This window comes from Sphingomonas sp. (assembly GCF_024508665.1).
In the GTDB taxonomy this organism is placed as follows: domain Bacteria; phylum Pseudomonadota; class Alphaproteobacteria; order Sphingomonadales; family Sphingomonadaceae; genus Sphingomonas.
In genome coordinates, this window is the sequence record NZ_JANINP010000006.1 from 1092601 (window position 1) to 1118245 (window position 25645).

Genomic DNA, 25645 nt, shown 5'->3' on the forward strand with positions numbered 1-25645 from the left:
CCGGCGGCGTGACAGCCGTCTTCCTCACCATCGACACCGAGCTGATGTGGCGCCATCACGCCGCCGGCTGCGATCTTGCCACCCAGATCGAGCGCTCGCTCGATCCGGCAGGTGTCGGTATCCGCTATCAGCTCGACATGCTTGGCCGGCACGGCCTCAAGGGCACCTTCTTCGTCGATCCGATGCCGACCATGGTGTTCGGCCTCGACGCGATCCGACCGGTGGTCGAAACCATCCTCGCCGCGGGACAGGAGGTGCAACTTCACATGCACCCCAATTGGGCGGGCGCCAAGGCGAACGATGCCGGCAAAAGCTCGGGCCGGTTCGAGCTGATCGACTATAATCTCGACGAGCAGCGCGCGTTGATCTTGGGCGCGCGCGATCTGCTCAAGGCCTGCGGGGCGCCCGATCCGGTCGCGTTCCGCGCCGGCAGTTACGCCGCCAACGATGACACGCTGGTCGCGCTGGCGGAACTCGGCTTCCGCTATGACAGCAGCCATAACGGCGCCGACGCACCCTGGCCCAGCCAGATCGGCCTGCCGCGGCGCCAGATCGCGCCGGTCGCGCATAATGGCGTGACGGAGGTTCCGGTGACCGTGATCGAGGACGTGCCGGGCAACCTTCGCCATTTCCAGATCTGCGCGCTGTCGCAGGGGGAGATGCGTGCTGCGCTCGACCATGCGGGCGCGGAAGAGCATGAAGCGGTGACGGTCGTCAGCCATGGCTTCGAACTCGCCAATCGTGCCGGCACGCGCCCCAATGGCGTTCATGTCGCGCGGTTCGAAGGATTGTGCGCGATGCTCGCCGACGCGCGGTCGACCCTGTCGACCACATGGTTCCGCGACCTGCCGGAGTTCGCCAGCACCGGGCAGGCGACGCCGCTCGCTCCCAACATGCTGCGCACGCGCTGGCGCCAGGCGGAGCAGCTCTGGTCGAACCTGGTCGAGGAACGCGCGGCGTGAGCACCGCGCGCCCGCTACCGCTCAAATTCCAGATCGGCGCCCGCACGCTCGGCTCGATCCGCCGCGATCTCGTTCGCGTGCCGCTCAGTCTCGACGACGCGCTCGACGGCGACCGGCCCGATCTGCCGCCGCTCGATGCGACTGCCGACGGCTATCTCGTCACCTCGCTCGCGAAGCATCACCGCCATGCGCTTGCCTATGCCGCCAGCCCGGCGATCGCCTTCACGCGCCAGCTTTACACGCGCCGTTACGCCGACCTGACGATCGGATTCCAAGCCTATCTCGATCGCTTGTCGTCGAACACGCGCTCGGGCATCAAGCGTAAGGCGAAGAAGGTCGCTGCCGCCTCGGGCGGTACGCTCGATGTGCGCCGCTTCACCACGCCCGCCGAGCTACGCGAATTCCATGAGGTCGCACGCCGCCTCGCGCTCGCCACCTATCAGGAAAAGCTGATGGGCGCCGGCTTGCCCGACACGCCCGATTTCCTCCAGCGCATGTATGTCATGGCGGCGGAAGGCAATGTCCGCGCCTGGCTCTTGTACGTCGGCGGCGAGGCCGCGGCCTATCTCTATTGTCCGGTCCACGATGGCACGGTGATCTACGAATATGTCGGCCACGATCCGCGGTTCGGCGACCTTTCGGTCGGCGCCGTGCTCCAGGTCGAGGCGTTGCGCGACCTGTTCGCCGACCTCGCATGCCGCCGCTTCGATTTCACCGAGGGCGACGGCCAGCACAAGCGCCAGTTCGCTACCGGCGGTGTCGATTGCTGCGACTTGCTGCTGCTGCGCCCGACGCTCGCGAACCGCCTGCTGATTACCGCGCTGGCGGGGTTCGACGGTACGATGGCACTGGCCAAGGCTGGGGTGGAGCGAATGGGCCTGCAGAACCTGGCGAAGAAGGTTCGCCGCGCCTGAGCGGATAGGCTGCGGCCGGCGGCGGTCCGTGGCCGTAGTGGTCACTCGGGAGCGAGCGCGATAATCCGGCCGTCATCGTCCCCGGTCGCGAGCCAGACCATGGTTTTGCGAGCGAAGGTCAGCCGGTAGCGCCGGCCCCGCCGTGCCTCGCCCAGATAGTCGATTCTCTGGAGCGGACCCACTCCGCGCAGCATCGCGCGCGTGAAGGGCGATCTCAGCGCATCGCTGGACGAGGTGCCTGTCGTCGCGAACTCGTCGGCAGCATCCTTCCCTGCGGCAGACGCCTCTATCGCGTGCTTGAGCCTGGCCGCGAGCAGGGGGCGATCGTCGACCAGCGGCATTTCCGCGGCGGGTGCCGGGGTCATCGTGTCCAGCACGGCCTCGGCGATCAACGGATAGAATATCTGCTGATTGGTCAGGGCAATTACCGTCAGCTGTCGATCCTCAATCCGAACGATGTCGGCAAGCGCCGGCCCGCCGCTGTGGCCGACGACAGGCAGGCCACGATAGGCGCGGACGACCCAGCCGACACCAAAGCCGGATGTCTTTCCGTCTGGCAGGATCGCCGGTGTCTCCAGCGTGATCAGGCTCGATCGCCTGAGCAATCGTCCCTGGTCGAGCGCCACGAAGAAGGCCGCGAGGTCGGCGATCGAGGAATAGAGGCCGCCCGCGCCATAACCTTGCGGTGCGAAGAAGAAGTCGCTCGTCACGATCTTGCCGTCGCGAAGACCGTAAACGCCGGCTCTGCGCGAAAGCACCTCTGCCATGCGGACATTGCCGTCTTCGCTCGCCATCGCGAATCCCGTCGACCGGAGCGCCAGCGGCTTCGCGATCTCGCGGTCGAGCAACGCCGGAAGACTCAGGCCCGACGCCTTCTCAAGAACCACCCTGAGCACCGCGAAATCGGTGAAGCCGTACCGCGCCTCGGTCCCCGGCGGGTAGGCGAGCGGCACCGCCATCGCGGCCTTGACGATACCCTCCGGCGTCTTCGGACGGTCCGCGCCGAGATTATCGGACAGGCCGGACGTATGGTTGGCGAGCTGCCGAACCCGGATCGACGCCCAGCTTTGGGGAGCGTCGGGAAACCAGCGGGTAAGCGGATCGTCGAGCGAGACGGCTCCCCGCTCGACCAGTCGCATCAACAGCACGCCGGTGAAAATCTTGGTTGCCGAGGCGAGTTGAAACCGGGTGTCCGTGCCGACCGGCGCCGACCATTCCAGGTTCGCCAGCCCATATCCCTTGATCTTCGTCACTCGCCCGCGCTCGATGACCGCGACGGCCGCTCCCGGAATGTCGCTGATCCTCATCTGACTGGCGACGATTGCATCGATCCGGTCGGGAGCCGCTGCGGCCGGCGATGGCGCAATCGAAATGACAAGAGCCAGGGCCGCCAAAAGCCTGTGCATGTAATCCTCCGTTCCAACGGAAATTCAACGTCCGGTCGCCCGTCGGCCTTCGCGTGGAATGCGGGCGTAGGATTTGCCGACGGCTCCTTTTCAATTCGGGAGGTAGTGGACCTGAATGCGCCGCGGCTGTCCGGACCGGCAGCGGCCGTTCCAAGAACAGACCGGTACGGTCTATAATATAGCCTTGACTATCATTTTATTATGACCTCCAATCTCCAAAAATAACGGGAGGAAAAGGTCATGAGGAGCGTGATCGAACGGGGCCTGCTGGCGGGAACGGCAATGTTGTGGTCGGTAGCGGCGGGCGCGCAAACCGCGCCGGCACCGCAGCCGGATCCCGCTCAGGCGCAGACACCCCCGGCCGCGGCCGCCGACGATTCGGGCCAGCTGGGCGACATCATCATCACTGCCCAGCGCCGCGAACAATCGCTGCAAACCGTGCCGATCAGCGTCGCCGCTTTCAGTGCCGCCAACATCAAGGCGCTCAGCGCCGAATCGATCGGCGACCTCGACAATTTCACGCCGGGCCTGACGATCAACGATACGTCGGTGACCCAGCCCAGCTTCACCATTCGCGGGGTCTCGACCGACGATTTCGGGATCGGCACTGACCCGTCGGTCGGCATTTTCATCGACGGCATCTATTCCGGCCGATCGGGATCGTCGCTGATCTTCTTCAACGACATCAACCGGGTCGAGGTGCTGAAGGGGCCGCAGGGGACGCTGTTCGGTCGCAACACCTCCGCCGGCGCGATCTCGATCATCACCAACAAACCGTCGCCCGATCCGGAAATGACCGCCACGGCGCAGTTCGGCAACTACGCCAAGACCAAGCTCGACGTAATGGGCAATGTGCCGATCACCGACACTTTGTATTTGCGCGTCGACGGCGTGATCAACCGCCGCAACGGTTATCTGAAGGACGCGGTCACCCATGACGATCGCGAGCGCGAAAACAGCACCTCGGGGCGGATCGCGCTGCGCTGGGCACCGAGCGCCAATACCGATTTCGTCCTCGCCTACGATCATGACGACACCAACAAGGATGGGCCGGCTGCGATCGGCATCAGCGCCTTTGCCCTGAGCAAGGATCCGTTCGGCCCATTCGCCAACGACGTGATCGGCAACAAGGAAACCCGCATCCTGAACGGGGTCTCGTTGACGGCGACCCAGCATATGGGCGCGTTCACCCTGACCAGCATCAGCTCGTTCAAGCATTTCGAGACGCACAATCGCGAGGATGAGGACGGCACCAACGATCCCACCCGCTATCTCGACACCGAGAATGCCGAGCGGAATTCCAGCCTCTATCAGGAAATACGGCTGGGCTATGAAAGCGACCGGATCAGCGCGATCGCCGGGGCAAGCTATTATCACGAACGCAGCCGCCAGCAGAGCATCGTGACGGCGCTGACCGACTCCGTGAACCGGCTGATCAGCGACGCGACGGGCGGACAATTCCCGATCTTCTCGATTCTCGACAGCGTCGGCCTGCCGGTATTCGGCAACACCTTTCAGGAGACGATGAGCAATCGCGCCGCGAACGACAGCTACGCGGTGTTCGGCGATGCGACCTTCAAGGTGACGCCGAAACTGAGCCTGACGGCCGGCATTCGCTACACGCACGACCTGAAGAAATTCAGCTGGTTCAACGGCCCGTATTCCGCGCCCGGGCTCGATGCGATCAAGGCGCCCGGCGCGCTCTACAATGCCATCCTCGGTGTGCCGGCCTTTCCCGACGACGTCCTGTTCAGCGCGTCCGACTTCTTCGGCGCGACGATCGGCCCGAATGGTCTGATCTTCGACGAAGGCGCGTTGGAAGGGGTTCAGTTCACGCGGCGGGCATCGTTCAGCGACGTCTCGCCGCGCTTCGTCGTGCAATATGATGCGACCCCCGACGTCCACCTCTATGCCTCTGCCTCGCGCGGCTACAAGGCGGGCGGGTTCAACTCGGTCCAGGTGAATTCCTTCTTCGAGCCGGAAAAGGTTTGGAATTTCGAGGGCGGGATCAAGTCCGAATTGTTCAACCGCCATGTGCGGTTCAACCTCTCGGGCTATTATTTCAAGTACAGCAACCGCCAGGCGCTCAGCCTGGAGAATACCGGGGGTGCGGTTCCGCAATATATCACCCTGTCGGGCGACTCCGAGGCATATGGTCTCGATCTCGATACGCAATTCGTGATCTCGCGCGATTTCTCCATCACCGGCACCGCCGGCTTGATCGACTCCAAATGGGTGAAGCGGATCGAACAGGGCATCGATATCTCCGGTCAGCCCACCGGCGAACCGGTGTTTCGCGGCATTCTGGGCCTGCATTACAAGCACGATACCGGCAACGGCACGATCTTCGGCGATGCCAGCTACAGTTATACGTCGCGCCAGCGCCTCAACGACGCTGCGCGGGCGATCAACGCCTTCATCGCCATTCCCGCCGCGGCCGGTGGCGCGGGCGTTGACTTGGCGAAGATCGACCGGTTGTGGGCGCCGCGCAACATCATCAACGCCAAGATCGGGTGGCGCTCGCCCGGCGAGCGTTATTCGATCGCGCTCTTTGCAGAGAACCTGCTCAACGAAAAATATCTGCGGACATTGAATACGATAACCGCGGACACCTTCCACACGCCCTATGTCCGGCGCGATCAGCCCGGCTTTTACGGGATCGAGCTCGGGCTCAAATTCTGATCGAACGGGGAGAGAAAGATGACTAAAGCAATTTCGCTTGTCGGCTGCGCCGCGATGCTCGCGCTCGTTAGCGGCTGTGGACCGAAAGTCGACCAACAGGGCTTCACCGTCGATCCCGATTTCGAGAAGAACCTGCAGCAGAAGCTGCTCGACGCCAAACCCGGCAGCGTGATCGAGATTCCGGCCGGCAAATATGCACTGAGCCGCAGCCTCAGCCTTACGGTGGACGGAGTGACGATGCGCGGCGCGGGCATGGGCAAGACCATCCTGTCCTTCGCCAAGCAGAGTTCGGGCGCCGAGGGCATGCTGGTCACCGGCAACGACTTCACGATCGAGGATCTGGCGTTCGAGGACACCAAGGGCGATGCGCTGAAGGTCAACGGCGTCAAGAACACCGTGATCCGCCGTGTCCGCGCAGAATGGACTGGGGGCAGCAAGACGTCGAACGGTGCCTATGGCCTCTATCCGGTGCAGGTCACCAACGTGCTGATCGAAGGCAGCGTGGTGAAGGGAGCATCCGACGCCGGCATCTATGTCGGGCAATCGAACAATATCATCGTTCGCGACAATCGGGCCGAGGGCAATGTCGCCGGCATCGAGATCGAGAATTCGAACAACGCCGACGTCTATGGCAACACGGCGACCGGCAATGCCGGCGGCATATTGGTGTTCAACATGCCCAATCTGCCGGTGCCGGGCAGCAAGACCCGCGTGTTCAAGAACCAGGTCTTCGCCAACAATCACGCCAATTTCGGTGCGAAGGGCAGCGCGGTCAGCTCGGTGCCGGCGGGATCGGGCGTGATCGTCAATTCCAACGATCAGGTCGAGATTTTCGACAATGATATCAAGGACAACAAGACCGCCAACGTCCTCATCTCGAGCTATTATTCGACCGGCTTCGACACCAAGAAAGGCATCGCGGCGGCGTATGATCCTTATCCCGAAAACATCTACGTCACCGGCAACCGCTTTTCGGGCGGCGGCGAGGATCCAGGCAACCCGACGCTGGTCCCGCTCAAGGCGGTGAATGGCGGGCGACTGCCCGATATCTTGTGGGACGGTTTCACCAATCCGAAGCTCAAGGATCCGGGCATCTGCGTCCAGAATGGCGCGGCGAAGACGCTCAACGCCGATGGTCCCTCCAAATTCGCCGGCGCGCGGATCGATACGGGGCGCAATTGCGCCCCGTCGACTCGCCTGCCGGCGATCGTGCTGCCTGAGGCGATGACGAAGGACAGCGGCGCCAAGTCATGATCGTTCGCCTGGTCGCTTCCCTCTGCGCGGCGCTGCTGCTCGCGGCCTGCGGCCATGTGCCGCAGGCCGTCACCTTCCATGCCGAGGACAATCCGGAAAAGCTGTCGGCCTGGGGCCTGTTCACATTGGCCGATGGCCGCATCGCCCCGCACGAAGGGATGGTGACGTACGAGCTGCAGACGCCATTGTTCAGCGACTATGCCCAGAAATGGCGGACGATCTGGATGCCCAAAGGGGCCCATGCGACCTATCGGCCGAATACAGCCTTCGATTTTCCCGTGGGGACGATCGTCACCAAGACCTTCTATTACACCGCGCCGGCAGGTGTAACCGACCCCCAGACCAGCGATACTGTCGTGAAGATGACGCCGGCGACCTATCAGACCGGCGTCTCCGGCCTCGATCTTCGCCATGTCCGCCTGATCGAGACGCGCTTGCTGGTCCGGCGCTCAACCGGTTGGGTCGCTTTACCCTATGTCTGGGACACTGATGGCCGCGACGCGACGCTGGCGCGGACGGGCGCCGATATCGCGCTGACCCTCGATGAGGACGGGAAGAAGGTATCGTTCGATTATTCCGTGCCGAACCAGAATCAGTGCGCCGGCTGCCATGCCCAGGACTTTCGCACCCGCGCGGTCGAACCGATCGGGCTGAAAGCGCGCCACCTCAACCGCGACTTCCTGGGCGAGGGCGGCGAGATCAACCAGCTCAAGCGGCTGGTCGCGATGGGCTATCTGACCGGGGTACCCAGCAGCGGCGTGCCGCGCAACGCGAACTGGCAGGACGCCAAGATCGATGTGGCAGGCCGCGCGCGCGCCTATCTCGATATCAATTGCAGCCATTGCCATAATCCGACCGGTGCGGCGCGTACCTCTGGTCTATGGCTTGACGCGCCGACGGTCGACCCGCGGCTTCTTGGCATGTGCAAGCCGCCGGTCGCGGCCGGGCGCGGCACCGGGGACAGGCCGTTCGACGTCGTCCCGGGACACCCCGAACGCTCGATCCTGCCCTATCGCCTCGCGAGCACAGATCCCGGCGTTATGATGCCCGAGGTTGGCCGCGACATCGAGCATGTCGAAGGCGTCAAGTTGATCTACGACTATATTCTGGGCCTGAAAGGCGAGTGCACCGAGGATGACGGAACCGGGCCGGCACGATGAGCTGGTCCGCCGGGCCGCCGCTATGCTGATGCCGGGGCTCTGGTTCGGTGCGATTTGCGCGGTTATAGGCGTCGCATTCTCCCGGGCGCGGGCGACCGCGCCACCACCGATCAAGGCCTGACGTGACCGCGACTCCCGGCGATATCCTACGCGCGTCCCCCAAACAGGAGCGCGCGCAGCAGACCTATGAGCTGCTGCTCGATGTCGCGGGGGAATTGCTGGCGGAGGTCGGAATCGATCGCATATCGACCAATCTGATCTGCACGCGGGCGGGCCTCACGCCGCCTGCCCTTTATCGCTACTTCAAGGACAAATATTCGGTGCTGGAGGCGCTGGGGCTGCGATTGATGGAGCGCCAGAACGCCGTGCTCGAAGCCTGGATCGCGCGCCACGCCGGCAAGGGGCTCGACGATCTGCAGGACAATATCGAGGAGTTGCTGCGGGAGAATGCGGCGGTCACGCGCGCCGAACCGGGAGCGATCTGGATTCTGCGCGCGCTCCACGGTTCGCCCCGGCTTGCCCCTGTCCGCATCGAGTCGCACCGTTATGTCACTGGCAAGCTCGTCGAGGCCTATGCGCCGCATCTTCCGCACATGAGCAGCGAGGATTTGTGGCTGTATGTTCGCCTCACTGTCGAACTCGGCTTTGGCGCGGATGCGATGCTCTATGAAGAACCGGGCGTGTCGGCCGACGCCGTATTCCGAACTGCCGCCAACATGATGCGTGGCGGCCTGGCGACCTGACCTTCGTCGTCGCCTTGACAATCAAACCGCGGCATTGCTCAATAGGATCATGGGGTCGGCGATCTCCCCACGAGGCGGCATGCTGAAGTATCGCGTCCCGATTGTTTCGAAGGACGCGCCATGCCTGCCATCAATGCGATCACTTCCGACAAACTCGCGCGCCTGATCGGTACGCCGAACTGCCCGGCGATTATCGACGTTCGCACGGCTGACGATTTTGCCGCGGACTCGCGCCATCTGCCCGGCGCGCTGCGACGGGACCCTGCCGCCGTTGGGGATTGGGCGTGCGAGTTCGCAGGCCGCAACGCCGTCATCGCCGGTCAACACGGACGGGCACTGAGCGAGGGCGTCGCGGCATGGCTGCGGCATGAGAAAACCTCCGCCGAGATTCTCGACGGCGGTATAATCGGTTGGGCCACTGCCGAGCTGCCGATGGTTCCGGACACAATGTTGCCGAGGCGCGACAGCCAGGGCCGCACCCTCTGGGTGACGCGCGCTCGCCCCAAGGTTGACCGTATCGCCTGCCCATGGCTGATCCGCCGCTTCGTCGATCCGCACGCGGTGTTCCTGTTCGTCAGCCCGGCGGAAGTCGCCGGTGTCGCCGATCGTTTCGGGGCGGCGCCGTTCGATATCGAGGGGGACGACGTGACCTGGAGCCATGACGGCGAGCGCTGCACGTTCGACGTGATGGTCGAGCGCTTCGGCCTGCAAAGCCTGTCCGGTCTGGCGCGACTGGCCGAGATCGTGCGGGGTGCCGATACCGGACGCCCAGAACTGGTGCCGCAAGCCGCGGGGCTGCTGGCCATCTCCCTCGGCTTGTCGCGCATGTATTCGGACGACCTGGCACAGCTCGAGGCCGGAATGCTGGTCTATGATGCGCTATTTCGCTGGTGCCGCGACGCCACGCATGAGACTCACGATTGGGTGTCGCACCAGTCCAAGGTCTCTCGCGGCAAGGCCCCGGCATGACCACGATGACGTCCGGCGCCACGACTCCCGCAACCCGCCCGGAGCCGGTGTCGCTCGGCGAGGCCTTCTGGGTCTGGCTGCGCATCGCTGCTTTGTCCTTCGGAGGGCCGGCCGGACAAATCGCGGTCATGCACCGCATCCTGGTCGAGGAGAAACGCTGGATCGGCGAGCACAGGTTCCTGCATGCGCTCAATTATTGCATGCTGCTGCCCGGTCCGGAGGCGCAGCAGCTCGCCACGTATATCGGCTGGCTGATGCACCGGACAAAGGGCGGGATCGTCGCCGGCGGCCTGTTCGTGCTGCCCGGCGTGGTGGCGATCATGGCGCTGAGCTGGGTCTACGTGTTGTACGGCCATGTCGGGCTGGTCGCCGGACTGTTCTTCGGCCTGAAATCGGCAGTGCTCGCGGTCGTGCTGCAGGCGGTGGTGCGGATCGGCGGCCGTGCGCTGAAGAACGACGCGATGCGAGCGTTGGCGGGCAGCGCCTTCATCCTCATCTTCTTCCTCAACGTGCCGTTCCCGGTGATCGTAATCGGGGCGGGCCTGATCGGCTATGTCGGTAGCCGCGCCGGCATTGCCACCTTTCTGGTCGGCGGCGGCCACGGCGCCAGCAAAGGAAAGATCGTGCCCGACGCGGAGACCCTGCTGGGCGAGGAATTGCCGGCGCACGCGAACCCGACGCTCGGCCAGGCGCTACGGCAAGCGTCGATCTGGCTGACGCTGTGGCTGGCGCCGGTCGTCGCATTGCTGCTGCTATTCGGACCGAACGACGTCTTCACCAAGATCGCGACGTTCTTTTCTACGATGGCGATCGTCACCTTCGGCGGCGCCTATGCGGTGCTCGCTTATGTCGCGCAGCAGGCCGTCGACGCTTATCATTGGCTGACCGCGAAGGAGATGCTTGATGGACTGGGCATGGCGGAGACGACGCCCGGCCCACTGATCATGGTGCTCCAGTTCGTCGGTTTCATGGGCGCGTATCGCCACTCCGGGACGCTGCCGCCTTTGCTCGCCGGTACGCTCGGTGGCCTGCTCGCGACCTGGGTGACGTTCATCCCCTGCTTCCTGTGGATCTTCCTCGGCGCGCCGTTCATCGAGCGGCTGCGCGGCAATGCCGCGCTGTCGGGCGCGCTCTCGGCGATCACCGCGGCGGTAGTCGGCGTCATCCTGAACCTCGCCATCTGGTTCGCGATTCACACGATCTTTCGCACCACCGTTCCGGTAATCTTTGGACCAGTCCATTTCGAAGCGCCGGTGGTGGCGAGCGTCGATCCCTGGGCAGCGGCGCTTGCCGCGCTCGCGATCCTGGCTGTGTTCCGCCTGAAGGCCGGCATGTTCGCCACTCTTGGCGCAGCATCCGCGATCGGCATTGCGTTGAACCTGGCCGGGATTGTGCGGTGATAATCGACCGGGCCTTCTTCGGCTTGTGCAAAGGAGTGATGTTATGACTGATCTTCGCATCGACCGTCGTGACTTGCTGACCGCGGGCGCGCTGCTGTCGGTCGGCGCCGCGACTTTGCCCGCAAACGCTGCGCCCGCTGCACCGATGACCGCTGGCTATGCGCCGCAGCCGGTGCCGCTACCGTTCGATCCCAAGAGCATCACCGGACTTTCCGAGAAGTTGCTGATCAGCCACCACGACAACAATTATGTCGGTGCAGTGAAGCGCATCGGCGCGATCACCGGGCAAGTCGCGGCGCTCGACCCGGCGACCGCGCCAGGATTTCAGATCAATGGGCTCAAGCGCGAGGAGCTGATCGCCTGGAACTCGATGATCCTGCACGAGCTGTATTTTGCCGGCCTGGGTGCGCCGTCGAAACCGGGCGCGAAGCTCGCCGCGGCGATCGAGCGCGACTTCGGCAGCGATGCGCGCTGGCGCGCCGAGTTCGCAGGCATGGGCAAGGCGCTTGGCGGCGGATCGGGATGGGTGCTGCTGACGTACAGCCACCGCGACAATCGCCTGGTCAACCAATGGGCGGGCGACCACACAATGATGCTGGCCGGTGGCACGCCGATCCTTGCTCTCGATATGTATGAGCACGCCTATGCCATGGACTATGGCGCGAAGGCAGCCGCCTATGTCGACGCCTTCATGGCGACGACGAACTGGACCTCCGCCGACGCTCGCTTCGCCAAAGCCGCATGAACGGTCCGGCCATCAAGCGCTCGTCCGGGCTGCTGGCGGTGATGGCGGCGCTGATGATGTCGAGCGCCTGTAATGCGTCACCCCGAACCGTGTCGGCGAGCGATCCTTCGTCACCCTTGCGGCTTGAACGGACAATCGAGCTGCCGGGCGTCGCCGGACGGGTCGATCATCTTGCGATCGATCCGGCGCATAGACAGGTTTTCGTTGCGGAATATGGCAACGGCACGGTCGACGCTGTCGACCTGCAAAGCGGCAAGGTCGTGGGCCGGATCACCGGCCTGCACGAGCCGCAGGGCGTTGCCGCTCTCGGCGACGGGCAACTCGTTGTCGCGTGCGGCGATGGATCGGTGCATTTCTATACATTGGCCGATCGGCGCGAAACGGCCGTGCTGAAATTGGGCGACGACGCCGACAACGTGCGGGTCGATAGCCGCAACGGTCATGTCGTTGTCGGCTATGGCGCCGGCGCGCTCGCGGTGATCGACCCCGCGACGCATCGTCTGCTGTCCACGGTCAAGCTCGCCGGGCACCCCGAAGGGTTTCGGCTGGCCGGCGGCAGGACGCTCATCAACGTCCCCGATCGCGGATCGATCGTCGCGGCCGACATCGACACGGGGGTGGTGACCGCAACCTGGCCGACGGGGATGCGAAATCTGAACTTCCCGCTTGCCATCGCGGCGGACGGCCGCTGGTTCGCATTGGCCTATCGTCTGCCGGCGGCACTGCAGGTGCGTTCGGTGGAAGGGGCTGTGGTGTCGACCCGGCCGGGGTGCGGCGATGCGGACGATCTGTTCATCGATGGCGACCGGTTCCTTCTGGTCTGCGGCGCGGGTCATGTCGATGTCTCGTCGACGACGAACGCCGATGGTCAGATCGCGCGCGTCACGACCGCTCCCGGCGCACGCACCGGCCTGTTCGTGCCCGAACTTCGATCATTGATCGTCGCCGTCCCGGCACGCGGCGGCGCCGCGGCGGCTTTGTGGGTGCTGACGGCGCGCTGACGCCTGGGACGACGATATTTCGCCAAGCGGAATGCACGAATGATCGAGGCTGGCTATATCCCCCCTGGGAGGATATGGCCGTGCGATGTCTCACGCCAACGATCCAAAACTTCTCAACCGGCTACGCCGCGCGCATGGCCACTTGGCCACGATCATCTCCATGGTCGAGACTGGCCGCGAGGGCCTTGAGATTGCGCAGCAAATGCAGGCGGTCATCAGCGCGATCGAGGCCGCCAAGAAGGTGCTGGTCATCGACCATATCGAGCACCACCTGGAGACGGCGACTGGGCAACTGACCGAGGCCGGCCGAGAAGAATTGGCGCGCATCGCGAACCTGGCCAAATATCTGTGACAAGGCCGTTCGCGCTCGGCGACATACGCAAAGGCGGGTTACTGGCGATCGCCGCGGCCGCGCTGTTCGGCGCCTCCACCCCCGCTGCCAAGGCGGTCGTGTCGGGCATCGACCCGTTGATGCTGGCAGGCTTGCTGTATCTCGGCTCCGGGATCGGCCTCACCATCTTGCGCATCGCAAGCGGCCAGGCGGGCTGGACGTTCAAGCGGGCCGATTTGCCCTGGCTGGCGGCAGCCGTGATGTTCGGCGGCATGGCCGGACCTGCGCTGCTCATGCTGGGGCTGACGACAGTTACCGGATCGGCCGCCTCGTTGCTGCTGACGCTGGAAGGGGTTTTCACCGCGCTGATCGCATGGATCGTCTTTCGGGAGCCGTTCAACTTCCGCATCGGGCTCGGAATGATAGCGATCGTCGCCGGGGCCGCGTTGCTGTCGCTCGGCGGCGGATCGGGTCGGGCGATGGTCGGCGGCGCGCTCGCGATCGGTGCGGCCTGCCTGTGCTGGGCAATCGACAACAATTGCACGTCGCGCATTTCGCACGCCGACGCACCGGCGCTGGCGGCCGTGAAGGGGCTGGTTGCCGGCATCGTGAACGTCAGCCTCGCCGTGATGGGTGGGGCCGCCGTGCCGCCCGCAGGCTCGATCGCGCTGTCCGGCCTGATCGGGCTATTCGGTTATGGGATCAGCCTGGTGCTGTTCGTGCTGGCGCTACGCCAGGTCGGCGCGGCGCGGACCGGCGCCTATTTCTCAACGGCACCGTTTCTCGGCGCGATCCTCAGCCTTGTCCTTTTGCGCGAAGCGTGGAGCTGGTCGCTTCTCGGCGCCGGATTGCTGATGGCGGTTGGCGTCTGGCTGCATCTGACCGAACAGCGCCCTGAAGAGGTCGCCGGCTAGACCAGGGCCGATCGACATCCTTGGTTCGGCGACCATCATTACAGCGTTTTTTCAGCGCGATAGGCGCGCAAAAACGCCGAGACATGTTCGTTGGCGAATGTCTCGAAATCCAGCCGCCGGGTATCGACACCGCCAAGCTCGTTTTGATGGAAATGCGCGATGACCAGCGGCGACAGCAGGGCTAGCGCGGCGACGCGCGTATCGGCCATGCGCATCTCCCCGCGCGCCTGGTGGATTGCGAGCCGATCTTCGATCGCGAGTACCGTCGGTTCGAGGACCTGGTCGAGATAGGCGGGCCCCAGGCGGCCATGGCGCAGTCCTTCTCGAAGGCCCAGCGCGTGAATTTCCGAAAGGCCCGCCGTAAGGCCAAGCGACAGCGCCGCGACGAGCGACGTTATCGACTCGTCGAACGGCTTGTCGGTCGTGCGGGTCCTGGCGAGGTAAAATTCTCCTTCACGACGCAGCTCCTGAAGCAGCGCGACGACAATATCTTCCCGCCGACCGAAATAGTGCCTCAAAGTCGGTACGGTGACGCCGGCTGCGGCCGCCAATTCCCTCATGCTTGGTGTCGGCAAGTCGCGAGCGGCAAGCCGAGCCCGGCAGGCACGGAGCAGTGCGGAGCGCTTCTCCTGATGTCCGCTGCTCTTTGCCCCCTTCGTCTTCATGACAGCCTTGCTTCAATTGTCTTCGGCCCGGCTGCGCGCGCGCAACGAACTTCAGATCGGGCTACTGGAAAAGGTAGCGCAAACCTATCCGGACCGTCGACCGCCGCGATATCGGCATGATGATTACGGAACCCGCCCTACGACGACGTCGATCAATTCGCGAATATGGCACGCGGGTTCACCAAAGCAGGCGAGCTGGGACCGGCCATCGCTTGCCAGTTGATGAAGTTTCTCACGCGCGCCTTCGATGCCCCAAATCTCGGTCGCGGTACGACGGCCCGATACGGCGTCCTTGTTCAACCGCTTGCCTATCTGCTCCTCGTCGCCAAGGCGGTCGAGAAGGTCATCGGACACCTGAAAGGCGAGGCCAAGCACCGTTCCGAACTTGACGAGGCTGGCAAGTTGTTCGTGCCGGGCGCCTGCGACGATCGCTCCAACCAACAACGAGAATTCAAACAACCGGGCCGTCTTCAGCTCGGCGCAATGAAGCATCTCGTCCGCCGACCAGGCCATGGACGCCTTCAGGTCGAGCGTTTGACCGAGGGCCAATCCATCGCGGCCAACCGATCGAGCCAGTTCCGTAATGAGCCGCAATCTGCACGATGGGTCGAGATGGGTGCGCTCGTCTGCGAGCAACTCGAACGCGAGCGTCAACAACGCGTCCCCGCACAATACCGCCGTCGCCTCGTCGAACTTGCGATGAACGCTGGGTTTTCCTCGCCTGAGGTCATCGTCGTCCATGCACGGCAGATCGTCGTGAACCAGCGATTGCGCGTGCACGCATTCGACCGCTGCCGCGGCGTGAAGCGCGCGCTCGACATTCCCGCCCAACATATCGTTGGTCAACAGGACGAGGATGGCTCGCAACCTCTTCCCGCCGCCGAGAACCGCATAGCGTATAGCATCGTCCAGCTGCGATGAGGCGGCGGGACCGGTGCGCCGGCTCCGCGTCACCTCGATCAATCGCCGCTCGATCGCGTCGCGGGCCGCCTGCAGCGCATCCTCGAAGGGCCGCTCGTGCAGAAAGATCGGGATATCCCTCGCAGCCCCCTTACCGACATCGCCGCCATACATGGTCAGGCGCCCACGCAAGAGAGGAACGAGAAGGGCGGATTGTCGGGAGAGAGCCGTGCCGTTGAGAATGATATAGCGCGCATGCCTATATGTATCTCAAACGAGATATTTTTTAAAAGCGAGTTATTTTTGCCAAGCCGCGCGCCCGCGACGCGATCGCTTGAGGTGGTGGGATTCCGAATAGGCGCCGCGATTTCATGACCGGCGTCTCCGACAGACCCCCTTCCTCCATGGATCGGGCTTTTAGGGGGTTCGCGACACCCGGCCGCTCTTCACGCACGCCGGTACGGGCCGATCCTGACTATTGAAATTGGCCGAAGACATGCGCCATGTCACACCGCGCTGGCCCGACTGGTCGCTATTGCGAGCGCGCTTTTGCGATCTGCCCGCAATGGTCCGACATCAGGCGGCAGGCGCTAGCCGTCGCGCCGACCAGGTCTCAGGCCAGTTCGACCGGCGTCACTTCGTAATCGGCTGCCTTGAGCGCCGCGACCAGCCGGTCGAGATGCGCGCGGTCGCGGGCTTCGCATTCGATATCGGTGATCAGGCCCTTCGCGGGGAGGGTGGTGAACACGCGCTGGTGATAGACTTCGATGATGTTGACCCGTTGGTCGCTGAAGATGCGCACGACGTTGAACAACGCGCCCGGCTGGTCCTGCAAACGAATGCGCAACCGTGCCAGCCGGCCCGACCGTGCGAGGTCGCGCAGCAACACATTGGCGAGCAGGCGCGTATCGATATTGCCGCCGCACAGCACGATGCCGATGGTCTTGCCCTTGAACCGCTCGGGATGTTCGAGCAGCGCCGCGAGCCCCGCCGCGCCCGCGCCCTCGACCACCGATTTCTCGATCTGCAGCAACAGGCTGACCGCTTGCTCGAGGCTGCGTTCGCTGACCAGGACGATCTCGTCGACCAGTTCGCGGACCATCGCGGAAGTGATGCCGCCCGGCTCCTTGACCGCGATGCCCTCGGCCAATGTATCGCCGGCGCACGGATATTGGGTGCCGTTGATGCGGTTGTACATCGACGGATAAAGCTCGGCCTCCACCCCGACCACTTCGATCGGATGATCCGCCGCCGCGGCGACCACCGCCATGCCGCTGATCAGGCCGCCGCCGCCGATCGGGGTCAGGAACGTGTCGATCGCCGGCACGTCTTCGAGCATCTCGATCGCGACCGTGCCCTGGCCGGCGATGACGCGCGCGTCGTCGAACGGGTGGACGAAGGTGAAGCCGCATTCCTGCTCGAGCTGCCGGGCATGGGCATAGGCCGCATCGAACGTGTCGCCATGCAGCACGACCTTGGCGCCATGCCCTTCGGTCTGGGTCACCTTCACGATCGGCGTGTTGGTCGGCATCACGATCGTCGCCGGAATGCCCAGGCGGTGCGCGTGATAGGCGAGGCCCTGGGCGTGATTGCCGGCCGATGCGGCGATCACGCCCTTGGCGCGTGCCGCTTCGTCCAGCTGGAGCAAGGTGTTGAGCGCGCCGCGTTCCTTGTAGGCGGCGGTGAACTGGAGGTTCTCGAACTTCAAATAGACGGTCGCCCCGGTGAGCTCGCTCAACGTCTTGCTGATGAAGGTCGGCGTGCGGACGATCGAGTCGCGAATGCGCTCGTGCGCGGCGCGGACGTCCTCGATGGTGACGGGGAGGACGGCGGTCGTTTCGGCTGGAATCATTGGCGTCGCCTAGACCATCTGGCGCGGCGGGGGAACACGGCTTATGCCCGCCGCAGCGCAGTGTTTGAGCGCAAGAAATGGGAGTTGGTCGCGAATGATCCGTAAGCTGGTGGGGGCGGCCGTCGCGCTGTCGATGATCGCGACGCCCGCTTTGGCTGACGGGCTGATCGACAATGTCAACGGCATCACGATGGATGCCGACGGCAAGGTAATCCACTTCACCGGTGTGCTGATCGGCAACGACGGCAAGGTGAAGAAGTTGATGCAGTCAGGCGACAAGCGGCCCGACAAGCTCGACTGGCTGTCGAACCAGAAGGGGCGGACCCTGCTCCCCGGGTTTATCGACGCACATGGCCATGTCGTCGACCTCGGCTTCCGCGCGCTCGAACTCGATCTCTCCGACACCAAGTCGCTCGACGAGGCCAAGGCCAAGATAGCGGCTTATGCCCAGGCCAATCCGGAAAAGAAGTGGATCATCGGCGGCGGCTGGAACCAGGAGAAATGGGCGCTGGGCCGGTTCCCGACCGCGGCCGACCTCGATGCGGTGGTCGGCGATCGTCCGGTCTGGCTCGAACGCGCCGATGGCCATGCCAGCTGGGCCAACAGCGCGGCGATCCGCGAAGCCGGCGTCACCGCCAAGACCGCGACGCCGCCAGGCGGCCGGATCGAGAAGATCGGCGTCCAGCCCGCCGGCGTGTTCGTCGATGCCGCCCAGCAATTGATCGAAAAGGTTGTGCCCCAGCCATTGCCCAAGGAACGCGACCTCGCCCTGGCGAAAGCGCAGGAGATCCTGCTCGCCTTCGGCATCACCGCGACGTCGGACATGGGCACGTCTATGGACGACTGGTTGGCGATGCGCAGATCCGGCGACCGCGGCGCGTTGCGCGTGCGGATCATGAGCTACGGGCTCGGCGTCGACACCGCGGTGCGGATCGGCGGCAACGGCCCGACGCCATGGCTGTATGACGACCGCCTGCGCATGGCGGGGGTCAAGCTCTTCGCCGACGGCGCGCTCGGCTCGCGCGGCGCCTGGCTGCTCAAGCCCTATAGCGATGCGCCGGGTCAGTCGGGCGCGGGCTTCATGACCGACGACGTGCTGCAGAATTACATGAGCCGCGCGTCGATGGACGGGTTCCAGGTCGCGGTCCATGCGATCGGCGACCGCGCCAATCGCCAGGTGCTCGACGCGATCGAGGCGATGTCTAACACCTATAAGGGCGACCGCCGCTGGCGGATCGAACATGCCCAGATCGTCGACCCCGCCGACCTCCCGCGCTTCGCCAGCCTGAAGGTGATCGCCTCGATGCAGCCGACCCATGCGACATCCGACCGCGCGATGGCCGAGGCACGGCTTGGCCCGGACCGGCTGGTCGGCGCCTATGCCTGGGCGACGATGCTCAGGAACGGCGTTCCGCTCGCGTTCGGGTCGGATTATCCGGTCGAGAGTCCCGATCCCTGGGCCGGCTGGGCAGCTGCCTTCACGCGCCAGGATGCCAATGGCGAGCCGTTCGGCGGCTGGCGGCCCGAGGAGAAGGTGACGCGCGAGCAGGCCTGGTGGGCATTCACCCAGGGCGGATCCTATGCCGGTTTCGCCGAGGATAAGTTCGGCCGCCTTGCGCCCGGCCAGCTTGCCGATTTCATCATCGTCGACCGCGATCCGATGCTGGCGAGCCCCAGCGATCTGCGCCAGACCAAGGTCGAGGAAACCTGGATCGGCGGCCGCAAGGTGTATGTGCGCAAGCAGGGGTAACGCGGCCCGCGGCGGGGAGTGCGCTCAGGGGCGGGCCAGCCTGATCTCGGTATCCGATCGCTCGACCACCTTCGCGATGCCGTTGAGCTGCATCGCGGTGACGAAGCCGTCGACGTCGCCGGCGGCGAATACGCCGACGATCTCGGTATCGGGAACCGCGCCGTCGGCGAACACGATCTTCTGCCGCGAATAGCGATTGACCTCGGCGATCGCGCTGCGCAGCGGCTCGCGGACGAAAGTCAGCCGCCCCGACAGCCAACTCGTCTCGCTCGCCGCGTCGACCTGGGTGAGCTTCCAGTTCTGGTCGGCACGCGCGACCAGCTTGGCGCCCGCATTCATGTCGGCGCGCTGTTCGGAGCGTAGCCAGCCGTGCGATTGCTCGACGCGTACCTTGCCTTCGACCAGGGTCACGGTCACCGCCGCCTTGTCGTCGACGCGGACGTCGAACTTGGTACCGACCGCGCGAACGGTCTTGCCCGCCGCCTCGACCAGGAAGGGGTGGATCGGATCCTTGGCGACCTGAAAGAAGGCATGGCCGCGAACGAGTTGCAGGCGGCGTTCGGCTGCCATCTCGACCACGCGCAATTCGCTTTCGGCGTCGAGCGTCACCACCGATCCGTCGGTGAGGGTCGCGGTGGTCCGCTGCCCCGTGCCGGTCTCGAACGTCTCGCCGCGCGAGCTTTCCCAATAATGATCGAGCAGGCCGTTCTGCATCAACGTCGCGGCCGAGGTCACCATCAGCACCACGGCCGCGCCGACCGCGAGCAGTGTCCGGACGCGGCCGGGGCGATTGAAGGTCCGCAGGTCGGCCTCGCGTACCGCCAGGATTGCTGGGTCGTCGGCGACCGCGCCGAGCAGGTCCCATTGCCGCTGCAACCGCTCGAACCGCTGCTGCGCCTGCGGGTCGGACCCGAGCCATTCGACGAACGCCGCGGTCTCGGCCGCCGACATGTCGCCCGACCGCTTCAGGCTGAACCAGCGTGCCGCTTCTTCGCGGAGCGCGCGGTCGTCGCGGGGAGGCCCGGCGCTCACGACGATTCCTCCATCGTCTCGGACAGGCGGACGAGGGCGCGATGGATCAGCTCCTTGACCGAGTTCTTGGTAATGCCCATCCGGGCAGCGATCGCCTGATAAGTCATGTTCTCGAAACGGTGGAACACGAAGGCGGCACGGACGCGCGGTGGCAGAGCGGCGATCGCCTCGACAATCCGCGCATATTCGTCGCGCCCGATCGCGATCCGTTCGGGCGATAAATCGTCACCGGGGTCGATCCCCTCGTGGATCGGGGTGTGCAGATGCCGCTCACGGCTGCCGTCGGCGCGGTAGCGGCTGATCAGGACATTCTGCGCGACGCGGAAGAGGTAGCGTTCGGCATTGTCGATCGGGCTGGTCGACTGGCTGGACTGCATGCGGACGAACACGTCCTGGACCAGATCGTCGACATCGGCCGCGTTGACGCGCCGCGCGAAGAAGCGCCGCAGCCCCGGGCCGTAATCGGCCATCCAGCCCTCGAGGTCATGGGCATGGGAATCCGCGTCGCTCACCAGCGCCGCCCGATTGTCCATTTCCCCTCGGCTCGCCACCATGTCCGGTCCATCGACCACGCCACCGTGGCGCGCTTCGATCGATAGACGCACGGGCCGCGGAGTCGGGGGGAGTGCGATCGCTCAAATAGTCGGAAGCCGTAGCGGAAAATGCCCGTCATTGCCGCCCCGGTTGCGGCGAGGGCGGCGTTGGTGTCGGGGCATCTATCTGACATATTTGCCGAATGTCCGGTTATCCGCCCCCGCCCAGACGGTCGACGGTCGCGCTTGCGGGCGCTCAGGTCAAGCCCGCCGGCCCCGTCCGGGCCGCCGAAACATCCGATACGGCGGCGATTTTTTCCGACACCATCCCCCCTCCTGCTTCCCGTTTACGTCAATGGGAGAAGAAGGTGAGACTCCGGCACAAAGCCGGGGCGCCGAAAAAGGGAGAGGGGAGCATGGCCTCACGGTCGCTGTGGTTTCGTCGGCAATTGTTGCGCGGTATCGCGCTGGGGGGGGCTGGCGGTGCTGGCGGCTCCCAATCCGGCCGTCGCCCAGACGACCTTCCGCATCCCGGCGCAGGCGCTCGATCTCGCGTTGCGTGATTTCGGCCTGCAGAGCGGCGTCACCATCCTGGCCGACGCGGCGCTGACCCGCGGCAAGACGACGCAGGGGATCAACCATGCCGCGGCGCCCGAGGCGGCGCTCGACAAGATCCTCCGCGGCACCGGTCTGACCTATCGGCGCGAAGGCAAGGTCTTCGTGATCGTCGCGCTCAAAAGCGTGAGTGCGGTGGGAAACGGCCAGGCGGCTACGGCCGCCGCTCCCGTCAATGAGCAGGACTCGCCGCTTCCCGACATCATCGTCACCGCGCAGAAGAAGTCCGAATCGATCCAGAAGGTGCCCGTCGCGGTATCGGCCTTCACCAGCAAGTCGCTCGACGAGTACAAGATCGAGGGCGGTTCGGAATTGCTGCGCGCGGTGCCCAACGTCAATTTCTCCAAGAACAATTTCAGCGGCTATAATTTCTCGATCCGCGGCGTCGGCACCAAGGCGATCTCGGTGACCACCGACCCGGCGGTCGCGATCTCGTTCAACAACACGCCGCTGCTGCGCAACCGCCTGTTCGAGCAGGAATATTTCGACGTCGAACGGATCGAGGTGCTGCGCGGGCCGCAAGGTACGCTCTACGGTCGCAACGCGACCGGCGGCGTGGTCAACATGATCACCAACAAGCCCAGCGATCGGTTCGAAGGGCGGCTGAAGGTAGAGGGCGGCAATTACGATACGCGGCGTGCCAGCGGCATGCTCAATATTCCGCTCGGCGACACCTTCGCACTGCGCGTGGCGGGCGCCTACACCAAGCGCTCAGGCTTCGACTACAATACGGTGACCGACGAGAAGGTGAATGGCCGCGACCTGTGGTCGACCCGCGCGTCGGCGCGATGGAAGCCGTCGAGCAACTTTACCGCCGACCTGGTCTGGGAGCATTTCAGCGAGAAGGACAACCGCTCGCGCACCGGCAAGCAATTGTGCCACAACGATCCCGGTCCCACCCAGGTCGGCGGCGTCGCGGTGGCTGACGCGTTTCAGCCATTGCTGAGTCAGGGCTGCGCGATGGGCTCGCTCTACGGGGCGGGCGCGTTCGGCGTGCCAAATGGCCGCTCGATTCCCTTCATCGCCGCCGCGGCTGGAGTGGTGTCGCTGGGCATGGACCCCAATACTTTCGCCGTCGTCCCGATCATCAATCCCAGCGCCGATCCCTATGCCGGCATTGTCCAGTCGACCAACCTCCGCCAGATCGCGACCCGGTTCGATCCGCAATTCCGCGCGACCAATGACGTCATTCAGCTCAATCTCGACTGGGACGTCGCCAAGAACCTCAAGGTATCGTCGCAATCGCTCTATACCGAGGATTACTATTTCTCGACCCAGGACTATAATCGCTTCAACTCGAACCCGATCATCAACGATTCCAATATCGGGCTGGTCGACGTCTTCCTCAATCCGATCGGTGCTGGGCTAACGCCGGGCGGCATCTACAACGACCCGCAACTCGGGCCGTCGAACACGATCATCAGCGTGGACATGGTCAAGTCGCGGTCGAAACAATGGTCGCAGGAGCTCCGCCTGCAATCTTCCAACACCGGGCCGTTCAATTTCAGCATCGGCGCCAACTACCTGCACTTCAAGATCAACGAGGACTATTACGTCTTCGACAACCTGCTCTCGGCGATCGCGGAGGGTTTCTATGATGGGCTGACCGGGTTCGGCGGACCGGCCCAGCCGTGCCCGCTCAATTCGGACACGGGCTGCATGTATGTCGACCCCAATCCGCTGAACAAGATCAACGGGCAGGGGCACAATTATTTCCGCAGCGCCAACGTCTACAAGGTCGATTCCTACGCCGCGTTCGGTGAGCTTTATTGGCAGGCGGCGAAGAGGATCAAGGTCACCGCAGGGCTGCGCTACACCGACGACCGCAAGACGACCACGCCGATCCCCAGCCAGTTGCTGCTGGCGCCGGGTTTCCTCGGATCGGGCTTCGTCGGGTCGGGCTATCCGGCACAGCCCGACATCCACCAATCGTGGCAGAAATTCACCGGGCGGTTTGCCGTCGACTGGACGCCACGGCTGAGCTTCACCGACTCGACCCTGTTCTACGCATCCTATTCGCGTGGCTACAAGGCAGGCGGCACCAACCCGCCGGGGATCGGTGCCGACCCCCAGTACCTGCAGTTCTTCCCGCAGCCGACCACCTACAAGCCGGAATATATCAACGCGTTCGAGGTCGGGACCAAGAACACGCTGGCCGGCGGACGGCTGACGCTCAACGCCTCCGCCTTCTTCTACGATTACAAGGGGTATCAGATCTCCAAGATCGTCGATCGTACCGCGCTCAACGAGAATTTCGACGCCACGACCTGGGGTGCGGAATTCGAGGCGACCTGGCGGCCCGTCCGGAACCTGCTGATCAACGCCAATGTCGGTTATCTCGGCACGCGGCTCGCCAATGGCTCCAAGTCGATCGACGTAATGGACCGGACACAAGGCGATCCGAACTGGACGGTCGTGCGGCCATGGGTGCAGCTGACGTCGAACTGTATCGCGCCGACAAGCATCGTCCAGTCGATCCTGGCCGACCCCAGCGCGTCGCCATTCTACCTGACCGCCTTGTGCGGCGGTAATTCGTTGACCGGCAGCTTCGCGCCGGGCTCGTTCCTCGCGAGCCTGTATGGCGCCTATGACCTCAACACCGCGCCCAATCACGGCCAGGGCATCGCCGCCAATATCGGCGGCAACGAACTGCCCAACGCGCCGCATTGGACGGTCAATCTGGGCGCGCAATATACGTTCGAGTTCGGCGACTGGTCGCTGACGCCGCGCGCCGACTTCTACCGCCAGAGCGCGAGCTGGGCGCGCATCTACAATAGGCCGATCGACCGGTTGAAGGCATGGGACAATACCAATCTGTCGCTGACGCTCGAACAGCGTCCGTGGAACCTGACCTTCCAGCTTTACGTCAAGAACGTCTTCAACTCGGCGCCGATCACCGACGCCTTCATCAACAGTGACGATTCCGGGCTGACCACCAACGTTTTCACGCTCGACCCGCGGATTATCGGTTTCAGCATCGCCAAGCGCTTCTAATCGACCTCCCCTCAGGTCGCCTCTCCGCCGCACGTCGAGCCATCGGCGTGCGGCTTTTTTTGAGGGTACGAGGGGAGGCGGAGGGAGGACGGCAGAAAGGGCGAATTTATAGCCAAAGCGAACCAGATTTCGTGCCAGCGATCCCCCCGCCCGCCTGCGCGCCGCGTCAATCCTGTCGGGAAAGTAACGCCCCGAGAACGCGTACCAAAAACTCAAACGCGAGAGGATGAACATGAAGAAAATTGGAGCACTTTTCGCTGCGGTCGCATGCATGGCGATGTCCGGTCCGGCCTTCGCTTCCTCGTTCACGCCGACGGGCACGTTCAGCGCGACCGGCTCAACCAGCATGTCGGCGCCCGGCTTCCCGACCCTGGCCTGCACCGCCAATTTCACGGGAACGGTCAATGCCGACGGGACCGCGACCATCACCGGCGCCACCTTCACTGGCGGCCTGCTCAATGCGTGCGGGCTGGTCAAATTGGCGACGCCGTTCAAGATCGTCGCCAACTCGACCACTTCGGTGACGATCCAGAACCTGCAGGTGACCGCGCCGGTTTCCTGCGGCCCGCAGAATGTCTCGGCGAGCTGGACCAATGGCAGCCCGTCGCATTTCGACATCCCGACCGCGACGGTCAATCCGGGCAGCTGCACGATCACCGCGCACCTGACCGTGTCGGGCGTCACGATCATCTGATCGCATCCTGCGATCCCGATGAGGCAATGAGAAAGCCGATCTAGGCTCCCACCCCAACTGGTCCCGGCGCCCTCCCGGCGCCGGGGCCGATTTGCCTTCGGTTTCCCGCGTCTTGGTTTCCTCCACGCC

General features: G+C 64.4%; 21 protein-coding genes. 15 read left to right on the plus strand and 6 right to left on the minus strand.

The genetic code is table 11. The annotated features are described in order from the left end of the window. The first annotated feature begins 8 nt into the window (after positions 1-8). Complete coding sequence (locus tag Q0L25_RS14080) at positions 9-962, plus strand: polysaccharide deacetylase (protein ID WP_296615256.1); 954 nt, start codon at positions 9-11, stop codon at positions 960-962. Next, positions 959-1876 (plus strand): GNAT family N-acetyltransferase, encoded by a 918-nt coding sequence (locus Q0L25_RS14085; RefSeq protein WP_296615259.1) that lies wholly within the window; start codon positions 959-961, stop codon positions 1874-1876. Before Q0L25_RS14080 ends, Q0L25_RS14085 begins: the two co-directional genes overlap by 4 nt. 41 nt (positions 1877-1917) lie before the next feature. Here the strand turns inward: Q0L25_RS14085 and Q0L25_RS14090 are convergent, their stop codons facing one another. Next, positions 1918-3282: a serine hydrolase gene (locus Q0L25_RS14090; RefSeq protein WP_296615260.1), complete on the minus strand. Its 1365-nt coding sequence runs from the start codon at positions 3280-3282 to the stop codon at positions 1918-1920. 240 nt (positions 3283-3522) lie between these two features. On the opposite strand from Q0L25_RS14090, the gene Q0L25_RS14095 reads away from it, so the two are divergent. From Q0L25_RS14095 to Q0L25_RS14140, 10 genes are all read left to right on the plus strand, one after another. Then, positions 3523-5964, plus strand: a complete 2442-nt coding sequence (locus Q0L25_RS14095; protein ID WP_296615262.1) for a TonB-dependent receptor — start codon at positions 3523-3525, stop codon at positions 5962-5964. 18 nt (positions 5965-5982) lie between these two features. Then, positions 5983-7218: a parallel beta-helix domain-containing protein gene (locus Q0L25_RS14100; RefSeq protein WP_296615264.1), complete on the plus strand. Its 1236-nt coding sequence runs from the start codon at positions 5983-5985 to the stop codon at positions 7216-7218. After that, positions 7215-8378, plus strand: coding sequence for an SO2930 family diheme c-type cytochrome (locus tag Q0L25_RS14105; protein WP_296615266.1), 1164 nt, complete (start codon positions 7215-7217; stop codon positions 8376-8378). Before Q0L25_RS14100 ends, Q0L25_RS14105 begins: the two co-directional genes overlap by 4 nt. A gap of 122 nt (positions 8379-8500) precedes the next feature. Beyond that, entirely contained in the window at positions 8501-9121 is a 621-nt protein-coding gene (locus Q0L25_RS14110) for a TetR/AcrR family transcriptional regulator (RefSeq protein ID WP_296615268.1), read from the plus strand. Between the two features lie 120 nt (positions 9122-9241). Further along, a complete protein-coding gene (locus Q0L25_RS14115; RefSeq protein ID WP_296615269.1) occupies positions 9242-10090 on the plus strand; it encodes a sulfurtransferase/chromate resistance protein in 849 nt (282 codons plus the stop codon). Beyond that, positions 10087-11490, plus strand: a complete 1404-nt coding sequence (gene chrA, locus Q0L25_RS14120; RefSeq protein WP_296615272.1) for a chromate efflux transporter — start codon at positions 10087-10089, stop codon at positions 11488-11490. The genes Q0L25_RS14115 and chrA overlap by 4 nt, the downstream gene beginning before the upstream one ends. 43 nt (positions 11491-11533) lie before the next feature. Then, complete coding sequence (locus tag Q0L25_RS14125; protein WP_296615274.1) at positions 11534-12235, plus strand: Fe-Mn family superoxide dismutase; 702 nt, start codon at positions 11534-11536, stop codon at positions 12233-12235. Then, positions 12232-13236 (plus strand): hypothetical protein, encoded by a 1005-nt coding sequence (locus tag Q0L25_RS14130; RefSeq protein WP_296615276.1) that lies wholly within the window; start codon positions 12232-12234, stop codon positions 13234-13236. The genes Q0L25_RS14125 and Q0L25_RS14130 overlap by 4 nt, the downstream gene beginning before the upstream one ends. Positions 13237-13321: 85 nt before the next feature. After that, a complete protein-coding gene (locus Q0L25_RS14135; RefSeq protein ID WP_296615278.1) occupies positions 13322-13588 on the plus strand; it encodes a metal-sensing transcriptional repressor in 267 nt (88 codons plus the stop codon). After that, positions 13585-14481: a DMT family transporter gene (locus tag Q0L25_RS14140; RefSeq protein WP_296615280.1), complete on the plus strand. Its 897-nt coding sequence runs from the start codon at positions 13585-13587 to the stop codon at positions 14479-14481. The genes Q0L25_RS14135 and Q0L25_RS14140 overlap by 4 nt, the downstream gene beginning before the upstream one ends. 38 nt (positions 14482-14519) lie before the next feature. Here the strand turns inward: Q0L25_RS14140 and Q0L25_RS14145 are convergent, their stop codons facing one another. From Q0L25_RS14145 to Q0L25_RS14155, 3 genes are all read right to left on the minus strand, one after another. Then, on the minus strand, positions 14520-15146 hold the full coding sequence (locus tag Q0L25_RS14145; RefSeq protein WP_296615282.1) for a TetR/AcrR family transcriptional regulator: 627 nt from the start codon (positions 15144-15146) through the stop codon (positions 14520-14522). Positions 15147-15269: 123 nt separating this feature from the next. Next, a complete protein-coding gene (locus Q0L25_RS14150; RefSeq protein ID WP_296615284.1) occupies positions 15270-16220 on the minus strand; it encodes a polyprenyl synthetase family protein in 951 nt (316 codons plus the stop codon). 439 nt (positions 16221-16659) lie between these two features. Beyond that, positions 16660-17898: a threonine ammonia-lyase gene (locus Q0L25_RS14155; RefSeq protein WP_296615286.1), complete on the minus strand. Its 1239-nt coding sequence runs from the start codon at positions 17896-17898 to the stop codon at positions 16660-16662. Between the two features lie 94 nt (positions 17899-17992). Between Q0L25_RS14155 and Q0L25_RS14160 the strand changes: the two genes are divergently transcribed. Continuing rightward, entirely contained in the window at positions 17993-19648 is a 1656-nt protein-coding gene (locus Q0L25_RS14160) for an amidohydrolase family protein (RefSeq protein ID WP_296615288.1), read from the plus strand. A gap of 24 nt (positions 19649-19672) precedes the next feature. Here the strand turns inward: Q0L25_RS14160 and Q0L25_RS14165 are convergent, their stop codons facing one another. Together Q0L25_RS14165 and Q0L25_RS14170 are read right to left on the minus strand one after the other, a co-directional pair. After that, positions 19673-20680, minus strand: coding sequence for a FecR domain-containing protein (locus Q0L25_RS14165; protein ID WP_296615289.1), 1008 nt, complete (start codon positions 20678-20680; stop codon positions 19673-19675). Then, the gene (locus Q0L25_RS14170; RefSeq protein WP_296615291.1) at positions 20677-21285 is read right to left on the minus strand and encodes a sigma-70 family RNA polymerase sigma factor; all 609 of its coding nucleotides are present in this window, start codon (positions 21283-21285) and stop codon (positions 20677-20679) included. The genes Q0L25_RS14165 and Q0L25_RS14170 overlap by 4 nt, the downstream gene beginning before the upstream one ends. 411 nt (positions 21286-21696) lie before the next feature. Between Q0L25_RS14170 and Q0L25_RS14175 the strand changes: the two genes are divergently transcribed. After that, on the plus strand, positions 21697-24822 hold the full coding sequence (locus Q0L25_RS14175; protein WP_296615293.1) for a TonB-dependent receptor: 3126 nt from the start codon (positions 21697-21699) through the stop codon (positions 24820-24822). A 277-nt stretch (positions 24823-25099) separates the two neighbouring features. Next, the gene (locus Q0L25_RS14180) at positions 25100-25516 is read left to right on the plus strand and encodes a hypothetical protein (RefSeq protein WP_296615295.1); all 417 of its coding nucleotides are present in this window, start codon (positions 25100-25102) and stop codon (positions 25514-25516) included. The last annotated feature ends 129 nt before the right edge of the window (positions 25517-25645 follow it).